A 12942-nucleotide genomic window follows, 5' to 3' on the forward strand; every position below is an offset into this window, starting at 1 on the left:
CGGTCGCCCCTACGACCCGCTGGGATTATCGATCTGCTCGAGCCTGGTCTCTTCGAGATCCAGCATCGCCTGCGCGCGGGAGAGGATGCGCGAGGCATAGGTTCCGGCGCTGCGCGCGTCGAGGAGTGCCTCCCGCTCGGCCTGAAGCACTTCGCGTCGCAGCGTCCGATACTGCTGATGCGGAGAATTCACGAGCGCGTCGGCGCCTGCTCCGTGCTCGGCGCGTTCCCAGGCCGATTCTGCGCTGAGCAGGGTGTCGTGACGAACCCGCTCGATGACCTCCGGATCCACGACGTCGTCGCCCGGCAGCTCGAGTCGCGGGCTCTCCAGCACCGAAACTCCGGCATCACTCATCGCGTCGAGGAGTGTTGCCAGCTCCCGACGGTCTGCGGCCCGGTCCGTGCCGCGGATGCCGCTGGCGCGGATGAGCCACGGAAGGGTGCCGCCCTGAAGCAGCAGGGTCGTGATCGCCACGGTGAAAGCCACGAGGATGAGCTGCTCCCGGTAGGGGAAGCTGCCGTCAGCGGGCAGCGACTGTGCCGCCGCGAGCGTGACGACCCCTCGCATCCCGGACCAGGACAGAATGACTCCGCTCTTCCACCCGAAGCCCTCTTCGCGCAACTGCGTGAGGTCTGTCGCGCGACGGTTGTAGACCCGGGTGGCGCGCTGCCTGCTGCGCTCGAGCCGGGCATCCTGGCTGGCTCGGCCCCTCACCCGTTCGATGGCCTGGGCGAAGCGGCGGTTTCTGCGCTCTTTGTGCTCGTTGTGACGCTGCAGCCACAACAGCAATGGACCAACGAAGAGGAATCGGATGCCGATGATCACCGCGGTCATCAGCAGTCCGACGTAGATCGAGTCGATCGCGGGGAACAGCTTCGGATCCACCGATTCCACGATCCGGCGGATCTGCAGCCCCATGAGGAGGAAGACCCCGTTCTCCACGACGAACTGTGCCGTGCGCCAATTGAGCCGCTCGCTGATGCGCGCCTGCGGGGTGAAGTGGCGCGCGCTGCTGTGTCCGGCATACAGACCGGCGACCACGACGGCAAGCACTCCCGATGCGCCAAGCTCCTCGGCCGGGATGAACGCGATGAACGGGACCGCGAAGGAGATCGCGGTGTCGAGCACCGGGTCCCGCAGCTTCGACCGCAGGAACACCGTGACGAAACCGATCACGAGGCCCACGACGATGGCCACGACCACCGCGTAGCCGAAGTCGGCGATCACTCCCCCGATATTGACGGTCGCGACCCCGGCGACGATCGCCGAGGCGGCCGCGACGGCCGACCGCAGCAGTACGAGCGCTGTCGCGTCGTTGACCAGGCTTTCGCCCTCGAGGATCGTGATCAACCGAGGAGGAAGCCCGAGCCGCTTTCCGAGCGACGTGGCGGCGACGGCATCCGTCGGGCTGATGACTGCGCCGAGCGCGACGGCGGCGGCGAAGTTGAGGTCGGGGAAGATCAGGTAGAGCAGCGAACCGGTGATGAACGCGGATGCCACCACGAGCAGCACCGACAGCGCGGAGATCGTGTTCAGGTTGCGTCGGAAATCGACGAGGGGCACGTTGATCGCCGCGGAATACAGGAGCGGCGGCAGGAGGCCGACGAGGATGACCTCTGGGGGAAGCGCGAAGTCGGCGGGGAACCCCGGAAGGTAGCTTCCACCGATGCCGAGCACCACCAGGATGAGGGGCGCGGCCACCCCGAGCTTCTTGGAGAAGGCCGCGACGGCGACGATCGTGACTATGCCGATTACGCCCAGCACCGCGTACTGGGCGAATTGCGGGGAGTCCATCAGGCCATTTTACCGGCGCAGACGGGTGCCTTCAGAGCGGGTCAGTACCAGCCCGTCGACTGGCTGTGTCCCCACGCGCCACAGGGCGTGCCGTAGCGAGCCGCGATGTATCCGAGCCCCCAGGAGATCTGGGTGGCGGGGTTGGTGGCCCAGTCGGCGCCCGCGGAGGCCATCTTTGAGCCCGGGAGCGCCTGGGGGATGCCGTAGGCACCGCTCGGGTTGGCCGCGTACACGTTCCAGTGCGACTCACGGTTGAACAGCGAGACCAGGCAGGCGAACTGGTCTTCACCCCAGCCGCGAGCGAGAACCATATCGTGGCCGATGGCTTGGGCCGATCCCGGATCCGGCGTCCCGACGGCCGGTGCTCCGGCGGTCCGCACGACGATGACCGGCTCTTTCTTCTTCTCGGTGACCTTGTAGCTGTCGCGAACAACGGTGGTTCGCGTGACGTCCGCGATCTCCAAGGTCTGAACCGGACCCTTGGTCGACTGGGTCGCAGCGAAGGAATTCTGCACCTGGTCGGGGGCGATCGTGAGCGCCAGAATCAGGCCGGCTGCAGCGAGGAAGGAGAAGATCGGCAGGAGGCGGCGCGTGCGCAATTGGTGTCCCTGAGCAGCGACCCCGGCTCGACGTGATGCGGCCTGGGGCGAGGAATCCTGCGATCGCCTACCCATAGAAAGAAGAGTTTAGCCGACCTGACGGCAAAAAGCCCATCCGCGGTCAGCGGACCGCCAGCATCACGTTGACGACGGCATCCAGAAGCAGGTCCACCTGCGCTTCGCGGTAGCCGCCCTTCTTGGGGCGGAAGGCCACGGTTCGAACCTCGTCGATGCTCATCGGACGACCATCCTGGAAGTAGTTCGTGAGGCGGGTGGCGAAGGCATCGACATCGGCCCGGTGGTAGCCGTTGGCGAGGAATCCCACGCGGTCGAAGCGGTGGCCGACGGGTCGGGCGAGACGATCGAGGATCTCCCGCGCGATGCTGCGGGCCTCGGTGTACCAGGCTTCGTCCCCGCGCTCCTGGATGGCTCGCTCCCGCTCTCGGCTGGCGAAGGCATCCTCGAGGCGCTCGAGCGCCGCATCCACGTGGGAAGGCGAGTAGCCGCCCTTCTCGAGCGAGAAGGCCATGCGGCGGATGTTCGTGGCGTTGACCACCGTCGGCTCGGTCGAGTCGGCGGAGTATGCGCGACGCGCCTCCTCGAGGAAGTCCTCGACCTGGTCGACGCTGTAGCCGCGGCGGGACTTGCGGATGCGGGGGAACGTTGTACTCACGCGACCATTGTGCCTTACGTGTCAGGCGAAAGCGGTCAGCTGAAGATCACGAAGAGGACGTAGGCCGCGGCCGCGCTCGGCAGGATCGAGTCGAGCCGATCGAGGAAGCCCCCGTGCCCGGGCAGCCAGGTGCTGATGTCCTTGATGCCGAGGTCGCGCTTGATGAGCGACTCGGTGAGGTCACCGATGGTGCCGGTGAACACCATGACCGCCCCGAAGATCAGGCCGAACCACCACTGCTCCTGAAGCATGAACAGTGAGACGATCACGCCGGCGACGAGAGCGGTGAGCACCGATCCCGCGAAACCCTCCCAGGTCTTCTTCGGGCTGATGCGCGGCGCCATGGGATGTTTCCCGAACAGGAGGCCGGAGGCGTAGGCCCCGATGTCCACGGAGATCACGACGAGCAGGAAGGCGAGGGCCCACCACTCTCCGCCCTTCTGCGCGGCGAGAAGCACGGCGAAGCTGCCGAGGAATGGCACATAGACCTGGATGAAGGTGCCGGCCGCGACATCCTTCCACAGCTCCTGCGCGTTGGCTTTGTGGTTCTTGCCGAGACTCTCGGCCAGCCGCCAGACGGCCACGAAGACGATGCCGCCGAGTACGACGAGCCAGCGGCCCTGGTCGCCGAGGTAGAACGCGGCCGGCACCGAGGCGAGCCCCGCGATGACGCTGGGCCAGCGGGGCACGTCACGTCCGGCGAACCGTAGAGCGCTCGCGAGCTCGAAGGTCGTGAACGCGATGAGCGCGCCCGTGAAGATCATGAAGAGCGCCTTGATGAAGATCAGGCTGCCGATGAGCAACACGCCGAGGCCGACCCCGATGAGGATGGCCAGGGGCAGGTTGCGACCGGTGCGCGCCTCGATCTTCACCGTGGTGGCATCGATCTGCGCACGGGTCGCCGCGACCTGTGCCTTGAACTCTTCTTCGAGCACGTGAGCGCGCGCCTCGATCTCGTCGCGCTTGGCTCGACCGCGACTCTTCTTCGCGGTATCTCCCTCGCCTGGCTCAGTCATTCAAACCTCGAGCAGCTCGGCTTCCTTCTTCTTCAGGGCATCCTCGATGGCGTCGATGTGCGTCTTCGTCACCGACTCGAGCTCCTTCTCACCCCTGGCAACTTCGTCGTCGCCGACCTCGGACTTGAGAGCATCGAGATCGTCTTTCGCCTTGCGACGGATGTTGCGGATCGAGACCTTGGAATCCTCGCCCTTGGCCCGCACGATCTTCACGAACTCGCGGCGACGTTCCTCGGTGAGCTCCGGCAGCGTCGCGCGGATGATCGTGCCGTCGTTGCCGACGTTCGCTCCGAGGTTCGGCGCGGTGGCGATCGCGCGTTCGATCTCTTTGAGGGCGCCCTTGTCGTAGGGCGTGATCACGAGGGTGCGGGCTTCGGGGTTGTTCATCCCCGCGAGCTGGCCGAGAGGAGTCGGGGTGCCGTAGTAGTCCACGAGGATCTTCTGGAACAGAGCCGGGTTGGCGCGGCCGGTGCGCACGTTGCTGAAGTCGTCTTTCGCGGCTTCGACGGACTTGTGCATCTTGTCTTTGGCTTCTGCCAGCACATCGGAAATCACGAGAGGTCTCCTTCGAGGGGGATCGGACTTGTTTGAGTTTAGTTGGAGACGCGTTTGCGCGAGACCAGCTAGTTGGACACGAGGGTTCCGAGGCGGTCGCCGCGGATGGCGGCGGTCACGTTTCCGTGCGGTTCCATACCGAAGACGACCATGGGCATCTTGTTGTCCATGCAGAGGCTGAACGCCGTCGAGTCGACGACCTTGAGGCCCTTGACGAGGGCCTCCTGGTAGGTCACGTGCGCCAGCTTCTTCGCGTCGCTGTTGGTGCGAGGGTCTGAGTCGTAGACGCCGTCCACGCCGTTCTTGGCCAGGAGCACCACATCCGCGCTGATCTCGAGAGCCCGCTGGGCTGCAACGGTGTCGGTGGAGAAGTACGGCAGTCCGGCGCCGGCCCCGAAGATGACGACCCGGCCCTTCTCCAGGTGACGCTCGGCGCGACGAGGGATATACGGCTCGGCGACCTGGGTCATAGAGATGGCGGACTGCACGCGGGTCGCCGCCCCGGCCTGCTCGAGGAAGTCCTGCAGGGCGAGCGCGTTCATCACGGTGCCGAGCATGCCCATGTAGTCGGCCCGGCCACGGTCCATGCCGCGCTGGCTGAGTTCGGCACCCCGGAAGAAGTTGCCGCCCCCGACGACGATGGCGACCTCGACATCCGTCGCCGCCGCCGCGATCTCCTTCGCAAGCGAACTCACCACATCGGGATTGACACCGAGGGAGCCTCCGCCGAAGGATTCTCCGGAGAGCTTCAGCAGAACCCGTCTCTTGCGCGCGTCTGTCATGCCTGCTCCTTCAGTTGTGGCCCTGTTCAGGCTACCGGATGGCCGGGCGGGCGCTGGCGCGCGGAGGTTCGGGTGCGCGGAGGTCTGGGTGCGCGGGGGTCTGGGTGCGCGGGGGCGGGGGGTGCGGGGTACTGGGTGCCGGGCGCGGGTGGTGTGCCGGGTGCGCTTGGTGCCGGGTGCGCTTAGGGCGCGGCGGGCGACTTCGTCCGCGCCGGGCACGCCCCGCTCGGGCGATTCTCCGGTGCGGTGCTCCTCCTTGGTCTTCCGCGACGGCGCTCCATCGGGATCGAGTCGGGAGTACATGCGGGTTTACCCACCCCGAAGTCGCAGATACTCCCGACTCGATTCGGCGGACGCGACGATGAGCGGACGTCATCCAACCTGCCGTGTGGGCAAGCGCGCGACCGTGGCGCACACGAAGGAGCCCGGACCGCACAAGCGATCCGGGCTCCTTGGAGGTGTTGCAGGAGGGCTAGGCGCCGACCTTGAAGCGGGCGAACCCGGACACGGTGAGGCCCGCATCCTTCAGCACGGTGGCGACGGACAGCTTGTTGTCGCGCGCGTAGTCCTGCTCGGGGAGCACGACCTGCTTGAAGAAGCCGTTCACGCGACCCTCGATGATCTTCGGAAGGGCGGCCTCTGGCTTGCCCTCGCCGCGGCTGATCTCCTCGACGATGCGACGCTCGGACTCGACCTGCTCGGCCGGAACCTCGTCGCGGCTCAGGTACAGCGGGTCGGCGAACGAGATGTGCTGCGCGATGCTGCGGGCGGTCTCTGCATCGTCACCCGAGTATCCGACCACTACGCCGACCTGCGGAGGCAGGTCCTTGTTGGTCTTGTGCAGGTACACGGCGAACTTCTCACCCGAGATGACAGCGACGCGACGAAGAACGATCTTCTCGCCGAGGATGGCGGCTTCGTTGCTGATCAGGTCGGCGACGGTCTCCGAGCCGACGGAGGCCGCGAGGCCCTCTTCGGGAGTGGATGCCCCGGCCGCGACGATCGCGTCGAGCACGGTCTCGCCCAGGGTCACGAACTTCGCACCCTTCGCGACGAAGTCGGTCTCGCACGACAGCTCGATGAGCGTCGTGGTCGCGCCGTTCTCCTTCGCAGCGACGAGTCCCTCGCTGGTGGAGCGGTCGGCGCGCTTGGCGTTGCCCTTGGCACCCTTCAGGCGCAGCAGCTCGGTGGCCTTGTCGAGGTCACCGCCGGCTTCGACGAGGGCGTTCTTGGTTTCGACCATGCCGGTGCCGAGGCGCTCGCGCAGGGTCTTGAGGTCTTCAAGGCTGAAATCTGCCATGTCGGCTTCCCTTACTTCTTGGCGGCAGCAGGCTTTGCTGCAGCAGGCTTCGATGCGGCCGGCTTCTTGTCGGCCTTCTTGTCATCCACGGTCTTGTCGTCGGCGGGGTGAGCCTTCTCGGCGTCGGTCGCTTCGGCCTCGATCTTGGCTTCGGCTTCCTCGTCGGAGACGACGTGGTGCTCGGGGACGATGGTCGCGTCAGCGGCGGCCTCGTGCTCGGCGACGACGGCATCCGCGTCGTTCTCTTCGACCGGAACCTCGGAGGCGATGACCTCGGCGACGGCCGCGGTGTTCGACTCGGTCGAGGTGACGAGGCCGTCGACGGCCTCGATCTTCTCGGCCTCGGTGGACGGGGTCTCGGATGCTCCGAGGAGCTCCGCTTCCCACTCGGCGAGCGGCTCGACGGCGGAGACGTTGCCCGTGCCCTCTTCCGCCTTCTGGTGGCGCTGGATGAGGCCCTCGGCCGCGGCATCCGCGATGATGCGGGTGAGCAGTCCGACGGAACGGATCGCGTCGTCATTGCCCGGGATGGGGTACTGCACCTCATCGGGGTCGCAGTTGGTGTCGAGGATCGCGATGACCGGGATACCGAGCTTGTGCGCCTCGTCGATCGCGAGGTGCTCCTTCTTGGTGTCGACGATCCAGATCGCGGACGGGGTCTTCGTGAGGTTGCGGATACCGCCGAGCGAGCGCTGCAGCTTCACGAGCTCGCGACGCTGGATGAGCAGCTCCTTCTTGGTGTAGCCGCGCGTGGTGTCGTCGAAGTCGATCTCTTCGAGTTCCTTCATGCGGGCGAGACGCTTGGAGACCGTCTGGAAGTTGGTGAGGAGTCCGCCGAGCCAGCGCTGGTTCACGAAGGGCTGGCCGACGCGCTGCGCCTGCTCCGCGATCGATCCCTGAGCCTGCTTCTTGGTTCCAACGAAGAGGATGGTGCCGCCGTGGGCGACCGTCTCCTTGACGTAGTCATAGGTCTTGTCGATGTACTGGAGCGACTGCTGCAGGTCGATGATGTGGCTGCCCGAACGCTCGGTCAGGATGAATCGCTTCATCTTCGGGTTCCAGCGGCGGGTCTGGTGTCCGAAGTGCACGCCGCTGTCGAGCAGCTGGCGGATGGTTACAACGGCCATGAGCCGTCTCCTTATCTGCGTCACACGCCCTTTCGGGCACGGCATGACGCTATTTCAGTTCGTTATGACCGCCGGTCGGCGGCCAATCCTGGTGCCCGGCACACGTCCGCCCGACCCGCTTGTGCGGGTGGAGACTGGTGGAGGAGTGCCGCATCCGGAGATGCAGTGGGCACGCGTAGTCACCCCGCCAGAGCGGGATGCTTCGAAAAGTGTATCACCGGGCGGAGTTCATCCGCTCCCGTCCTCCCCCACGCACTAGCTCACCGTTCGACTCCCAGATTGAGGGATGCCGCGGGCCGCGAGGACTCTCCTCGGGGATGCTGTTCGGGTGTTGTCCCCGTTCGCGGCCGCCCGGCCGACCCGGCTTAGTCGCCTGGTGATCCTGAGTGTTCTGCTGTCGGCATCGGTCTCCCCCGTGCCGGCAGTGGCGCATGCCGCGGCGGGGGCGACCTCCAACTGGGCGTGGCCGGTTGCTGTGCCTCATCCGATCGTGAGGCCCTTCATCGCACCTGCAACTCCCTATGCCGCAGGGCACCGGGGAGTCGACATCGCCGCGACGGAGGGGTCCGCGGTGACCGCGCCGGCGGAGGGCGTCGTGTACTTCGCTGGCGTGGTCGTCGATCGACCCGTCCTCTCGATCCGGCATGCGGATGGGGTGGTCTCCAGCTACGAACCCGTGGAATCCGCGCTGCCGGCGGGCACAGCGATTCTTCGCGGGCAGATCGTCGGGCACCTGCTCTCCGGTCATTGCAGTTCAGCGTGCCTTCACTTCGGTGTCCGCCGCTACGGGGAGTATGTCTCGCCGCTCAACTACCTCGGGGGCATTCCGCGATCGGTGTTACTGCCGACGCGAGCACGAGACCGGCCGCCGTGACGCCCCCACACGATGACTATCGTTGGAACAATGATCAGCCGACGCGATGCCGCCCAGCGCCTCGATATCCCGCTCGAGATGGCACAACGCCATGACATCCCCGGCTGGATCTCGGAAGAGGATCTCGCGGCGCTCGAGACGGATCCGCCGGCGTGGCTGCTGCAGTCCCGGGCCAATCGCACGGGGCGCCGACCGGTCTGGGTACAGCTGACCTGCGACATCTGTGGTCGCACCGAATCGGCACGCCCCAAGAAATGGTGGCCGCAGTTCACCTACCTCAGCTGCTCAGACCATGACATCTGGGACCTGCCCGAGCCGGCGGCAGGACTCGCCCGTCAGGAATTCGACGAGATCGGCGGCGTCTTCGTGGGGGTCGTCGACAGCTGACTCGGTGTCCCCCGGCGTCGGGCTCGCGCCGGAACTTGTCGGTCCTCGTCAGGACGCGCCGGCATCGCGAGACTGCCGGCGGCTGGCGTCCTCCGACATCAGGCGCGCGGATGCGCCGATCGATAGCTCTCCTTGAGCCGCTCCGCCGAGACGTGAGTATAGATCTGGGTCGTGCCGAGGCTGGCGTGGCCGAGCATCTCCTGCACCGCGCGGAGGTCGGCGCCCCCGTCGAGCAGGTGGGTAGCAGCCGTGTGCCGGAGGGCGTGCGGACCGGACGGTCCGCTGCCCGGGATGGTGGACAGCAGCGTCGAGACGAGGGAGTAGACGGCCCGGGTGCCGAGGCGCGCTCCGCGACCGGAGAGGAGGAGAGCATCCGTCGTGCCCACCGCCAGAACTGGGCGGGCGACGGTGAGATACCGCTCGATCGCCCGCTTGGCCGGAATACCGAACGGCACGACACGTTCCTTGGATCCTTTGCCTGTGACCCGCACCGTCAGTCGTTCGAAGTCGACACGGGAGATATCGAGACCGGTGACCTCGCTCACCCGCAGTGCGGATGCATAGAGGAGTTCGATCACCGCGAGGTCGCGTAGGGCCTCCGGATCGTCGGTCGCAGCGCGCTCTTCGAGGGTCCGAAGGATCCCTTCCATCTGCGCACCGGTGAGTACGCGGGGAAGGTGATGGTCGGAGCGAGGGGACTTGAGCCGGGATGCCGTGTCGCCGGTCACGCGGTCGGTCTTCGCAAGCCACGAGGTGAGGCCACGCACCGCCGCCGACCGCCGAGCGAGAGTTGACCGCGCCAGGCCGGCCTGGGAACCCTGCCAGAGCCAGTCCCGCAGCAGCTCGAGGGAGACCTGATCGGCCTCTTCGATCCCACGGGAGTGAGCGAAGGCTCTGAGCTGGCCGAGATCCGAGCGGTAGGACCGCACGGTGTGCGCGCTGAAGCCCCGCTCGGCGGCGAGGTACACCGTGAAGTCGTCGACAGCGCGTTGCAGTTGCACGTCTCCATCGTGCTGCACGGCGATGCTTTCCGGCGGATGACCCGCTCGCGCGGGCTGCACGGCGATGCTTTCCGGCGGATGACCCGCTCGCGGGCGGCATTAGTGCGCCCTTGCGTTAAACCCGCCGCCGAAAGTACGTCCGCGGGTACCGCTCACGGCCGCGGGATCGCTGAAGGAGTGCGGCAGGCTCAGAACCGCCCCTCCTCGACATCCGCGATCGACACGGTGGAGGACTTGTTCGAGAAGATGTCGAGCCGCCGGTCCGGGCTGAGGGCAGCCATCCTCTCCACGAAGCCGGAACTGAAGCCACTCACCTGAGCGTGTTCGCCGATGGGAACCACCGAGTGCACGATCTGCTCGTCGTAGACCTGAAGCAGGTTGAACGACTGTCCTCCATCGATGCCCGACAGGGCGTGCGCCGGCGCGCTCAGGTCCATCGTGTAACAGGTCGCCGCGGCGACCGAGACGGGAATTCCGGCGAAGGTGCTGTGAGTGGCGTAGTGGAGGTGGCCGGCAAGGATGCCGCGCACATCCGTGCCCCGGATCACCTCGGCCAGCGCCGGTTGGCCCCGCAGTTCGAGCAGCGCCATGAGGTCGATCGGCGTCGGGATCGGCGGGTGGTGCAGGGCGAGAAGGGTGCCGTGGGGAGCGGCGGTCGAAAGCTCGCTGGCGAGCCATTCACGCTGTTCGACGGTGATGTCCCCGTGGTGGTATCCCGGCACCGTGCTGTCGAACGCGATGATCCGCAGCCCGTCGATGTCGTGGACGCGGTTCTGCGGTCGTGGGCTTGCATCCTCTGTCGGGCGCTCGTCGTAGAGGTCTTTGGCGAACCGCTGCCGCTCGTCGTGATTGCCCATCACCCAGACGACCGTTGAGCCCATCCGGGCCGCCGCCGGCTCGACGATCTGTCGGAGGGCTCGGTAGGCATCCTCTTCGGCGAGGTCGGTGAGATCACCGGTGAAGACGATGGCCGCGGGAGTGGTCCCGGAGCGCTCCAACTGCTCCAACGCCCGCCGCAGGTTGCGATGGGTGTCGATCTGCCCGTAGAGCGCTCGCTCACCGCCCCGTTCATCGGCGCCGAGGAAATGGGTGTCGCTGAGGTGGGCGATCACGTGCGTGGGTGCGGGGTACTGTCCGAACTGGATCACCACTCCACCCTAGGGTGGCGGCCCGCAGGTCGGACGCGGGTCGTCGGTCTCGATCTTCCGGCGTGGGGCCGAACCGGGGTGCGAGGATCGAGGGATGAGCGCCATCTCGTCGATTGCACGACATGATGGGCCCATGACCGAACCGACCGGTGACACAGACCGATTCAACCCTGTGCTCTTCACTGCGCCCGTGATCCTCATCGCCGTGGGTGTTTCGATCCTCCTCCTGGTACCGGGGAGGGCGCTCCTCGGACTTCTCGCCATCGCGCTGGCGATCGTGAGCGCAGTCACGTCAGTCCGTCGCTATCGGAGAGACCAGTCTCGGACGGACAAGCAGGCCCCGCCGCCGGCCGGCCGTCCTCCCGGGCGCTGAAGCTCCGATTCGGCCACCGATCCGCGCCCTGAAGCACCGATTGCGCCGCCGTCACGGATGGCGGGCGATCCACCCCCGTTCCCGCTCCGCGGCCTCGCCGTCCATCTGCATTGATCCGAGTTCAGCCTGGACCTCGGCGACCGACAGGCCCGACCGGGCAGCGAGGTCGTCCACCGATCGTGGCGCGCGAAGGCTGAGTGCGTCGCTGAGGCGAACACGCAGGGAGCTCGAGCCGTGACGACTCTCCGCCGAGGCGGGGAGCTCCTGCACTTCCGCTCCGGGCACCAGCTCGGCCATCTCGGCGGCGGATGTCACGAGGGTCGCCAGATAGTCCCGGATGAGCCGATGGCAGCCCGCGGATGCCGCCGAGGTGACCGGGCCAGGCACCGATCCGATGGGCCGACCGAGTGACGCGGCGTGCCCGGCGGTGTTGAGCGAGCCTGAGCGCCAGCCCGCCTCGAGCACGATGGTCGCCTGGCTCGCCGCAGCGATCAACCTGTTGCGTTGAAGGAAGCGCCATTTTGTCGGCGGAGAACCGCACGGCAACTCGGAGATGACGGCGCCGGCCTCGACGATGCGGGCGAGTAGCGCGTCGTGACCGCTGGGATAGAACCGGTCCACACCGCCGGCGAGGATCGCCACGGTCTGGCCAGAGCTCGCGAGGGCGGCACGATGTGCCATCCCGTCGATGCCATACGCGGCACCGGAGATGATCGCAAAGCCGCGATCCACGAGTCCCGCGGATGCCTCCATCGTGATGTGTTCGCCGTAGCCGGTCGCGGCACGCGCTCCGACAAGAGCGATCGAGTGGTCCGCTGCGGCCAGCGCCGATCCGTTTCCTCGCAGCCAGAGGGCGATCGGCGCATGGGAGCCGAGGTCGTCGACCCCGGTCGGCCACGAGGGGTCACCCGGCACGAGGAGCTGTACCGCGAAACGGACGGCCTGCCGGAGCGCCACGAGAGCCACCCCCGACTTGAGCCGGGGACTCCAGCGGGCGAGGGCGGATTCGATGTCTGCGGCCGCGAGGTCCGATCCAGCGGCGGAGGCGGCATCCGCGATGCGGGCCACCGGCCATGCCTCGACCAGCGCCGCCAGCGCTCCGTCCGGCCCGAGAGCGGCCACGAGTTCACCGGCCGCGCGATCGCCGGGTTCGGCAATGCCCGTCCAACTGGCGCGAGCGAACAGCTCCCGCACCGTGCCGCGATCGGGATCTGGGCAGAGGATACGCACGAGGCCCGTGATCTCGGCACCGTCCAGTCCGAACATGCTCATGGTCGTTCCTCTCTCGATGGCCTTGCTCCCGACGGGCTGCA

Annotated in this window: 14 protein-coding genes; 3 read left to right on the forward strand and 11 right to left on the reverse strand. The window is 67.0% G+C overall.

The genetic code is table 11. The features are described from left to right. Positions 1 to 9 precede the first annotated feature (9 nt). The 8 genes from VLI63_RS03965 to rpsB all read right to left on the reverse strand — a co-directional run bounded on the left by VLI63_RS03965 (position 10) and on the right by rpsB (position 7846). Positions 10 to 1794 carry a cation:proton antiporter gene (locus VLI63_RS03965; RefSeq protein WP_409155611.1) on the reverse strand — a complete coding sequence of 595 codons (1785 nt, stop codon included), beginning with the start codon at positions 1792 to 1794 and terminating at the stop codon, positions 10 to 12. A 41-nt stretch (positions 1795 to 1835) separates the two neighbouring features. Beyond that, positions 1836 to 2468: a transglycosylase SLT domain-containing protein gene (locus VLI63_RS03970; RefSeq protein ID WP_409155612.1), complete on the reverse strand. Its 633-nt coding sequence runs from the start codon at positions 2466 to 2468 to the stop codon at positions 1836 to 1838. Between the two features lie 46 nt (positions 2469 to 2514). Continuing rightward, on the reverse strand, positions 2515 to 3066 hold the full coding sequence (locus tag VLI63_RS03975; RefSeq protein WP_409155613.1) for a DivIVA domain-containing protein: 552 nt from the start codon (positions 3064 to 3066) through the stop codon (positions 2515 to 2517). 35 nt (positions 3067 to 3101) lie between these two features. Next, positions 3102 to 4082 (reverse strand): phosphatidate cytidylyltransferase, encoded by a 981-nt coding sequence (locus VLI63_RS03980; protein ID WP_409155614.1) that lies wholly within the window; start codon positions 4080 to 4082, stop codon positions 3102 to 3104. Then, positions 4083 to 4637: a ribosome recycling factor gene (frr, locus tag VLI63_RS03985; RefSeq protein WP_185201148.1), complete on the reverse strand. Its 555-nt coding sequence runs from the start codon at positions 4635 to 4637 to the stop codon at positions 4083 to 4085. A gap of 68 nt (positions 4638 to 4705) precedes the next feature. Beyond that, positions 4706 to 5419 carry a UMP kinase gene (gene pyrH / locus VLI63_RS03990; protein ID WP_409155615.1) on the reverse strand — a complete coding sequence of 238 codons (714 nt, stop codon included), beginning with the start codon at positions 5417 to 5419 and terminating at the stop codon, positions 4706 to 4708. Between the two features lie 472 nt (positions 5420 to 5891). Beyond that, positions 5892 to 6719, reverse strand: coding sequence for a translation elongation factor Ts (gene tsf, locus VLI63_RS03995; protein ID WP_409155616.1), 828 nt, complete (start codon positions 6717 to 6719; stop codon positions 5892 to 5894). A gap of 11 nt (positions 6720 to 6730) precedes the next feature. Further along, positions 6731 to 7846, reverse strand: a complete 1116-nt coding sequence (gene rpsB / locus VLI63_RS04000) for a 30S ribosomal protein S2 (RefSeq protein ID WP_409155617.1) — start codon at positions 7844 to 7846, stop codon at positions 6731 to 6733. Positions 7847 to 8174: 328 nt separating this feature from the next. On the opposite strand from rpsB, the gene VLI63_RS04005 reads away from it, so the two are divergent. Together VLI63_RS04005 and VLI63_RS04010 are read left to right on the forward strand one after the other, a co-directional pair. Continuing rightward, the gene (locus VLI63_RS04005) at positions 8175 to 8720 is read left to right on the forward strand and encodes a M23 family metallopeptidase (RefSeq protein ID WP_409155618.1); all 546 of its coding nucleotides are present in this window, start codon (positions 8175 to 8177) and stop codon (positions 8718 to 8720) included. 30 nt (positions 8721 to 8750) lie between these two features. Next, positions 8751 to 9107, forward strand: a complete 357-nt coding sequence (locus VLI63_RS04010) for a hypothetical protein (RefSeq protein ID WP_409155619.1) — start codon at positions 8751 to 8753, stop codon at positions 9105 to 9107. Between the two features lie 98 nt (positions 9108 to 9205). On the opposite strand, the gene VLI63_RS04015 is transcribed toward VLI63_RS04010, so the two are convergent. Beyond that, the gene (locus VLI63_RS04015) at positions 9206 to 10108 is read right to left on the reverse strand and encodes a tyrosine recombinase XerC (RefSeq protein WP_409155620.1); all 903 of its coding nucleotides are present in this window, start codon (positions 10106 to 10108) and stop codon (positions 9206 to 9208) included. Positions 10109 to 10296: 188 nt separating this feature from the next. Further along, positions 10297 to 11256, reverse strand: a complete 960-nt coding sequence (locus VLI63_RS04020) for a metallophosphoesterase (protein WP_409155621.1) — start codon at positions 11254 to 11256, stop codon at positions 10297 to 10299. A 133-nt stretch (positions 11257 to 11389) separates the two neighbouring features. Between VLI63_RS04020 and VLI63_RS04025 the strand changes: the two genes are divergently transcribed. Next, positions 11390 to 11629 (forward strand): hypothetical protein, encoded by a 240-nt coding sequence (locus VLI63_RS04025; RefSeq protein WP_409155622.1) that lies wholly within the window; start codon positions 11390 to 11392, stop codon positions 11627 to 11629. Positions 11630 to 11680: 51 nt separating this feature from the next. On the opposite strand, the gene dprA is transcribed toward VLI63_RS04025, so the two are convergent. Beyond that, positions 11681 to 12901 (reverse strand): DNA-processing protein DprA, encoded by a 1221-nt coding sequence (gene dprA, locus VLI63_RS04030; protein ID WP_409155623.1) that lies wholly within the window; start codon positions 12899 to 12901, stop codon positions 11681 to 11683. Positions 12902 to 12942 lie beyond the last annotated feature (41 nt).

This window comes from Lacisediminihabitans sp. H27-G8 (assembly GCF_046156175.1).
In the GTDB taxonomy this organism is placed as follows: Bacteria; Actinomycetota; Actinomycetes; order Actinomycetales; family Microbacteriaceae; genus Lacisediminihabitans.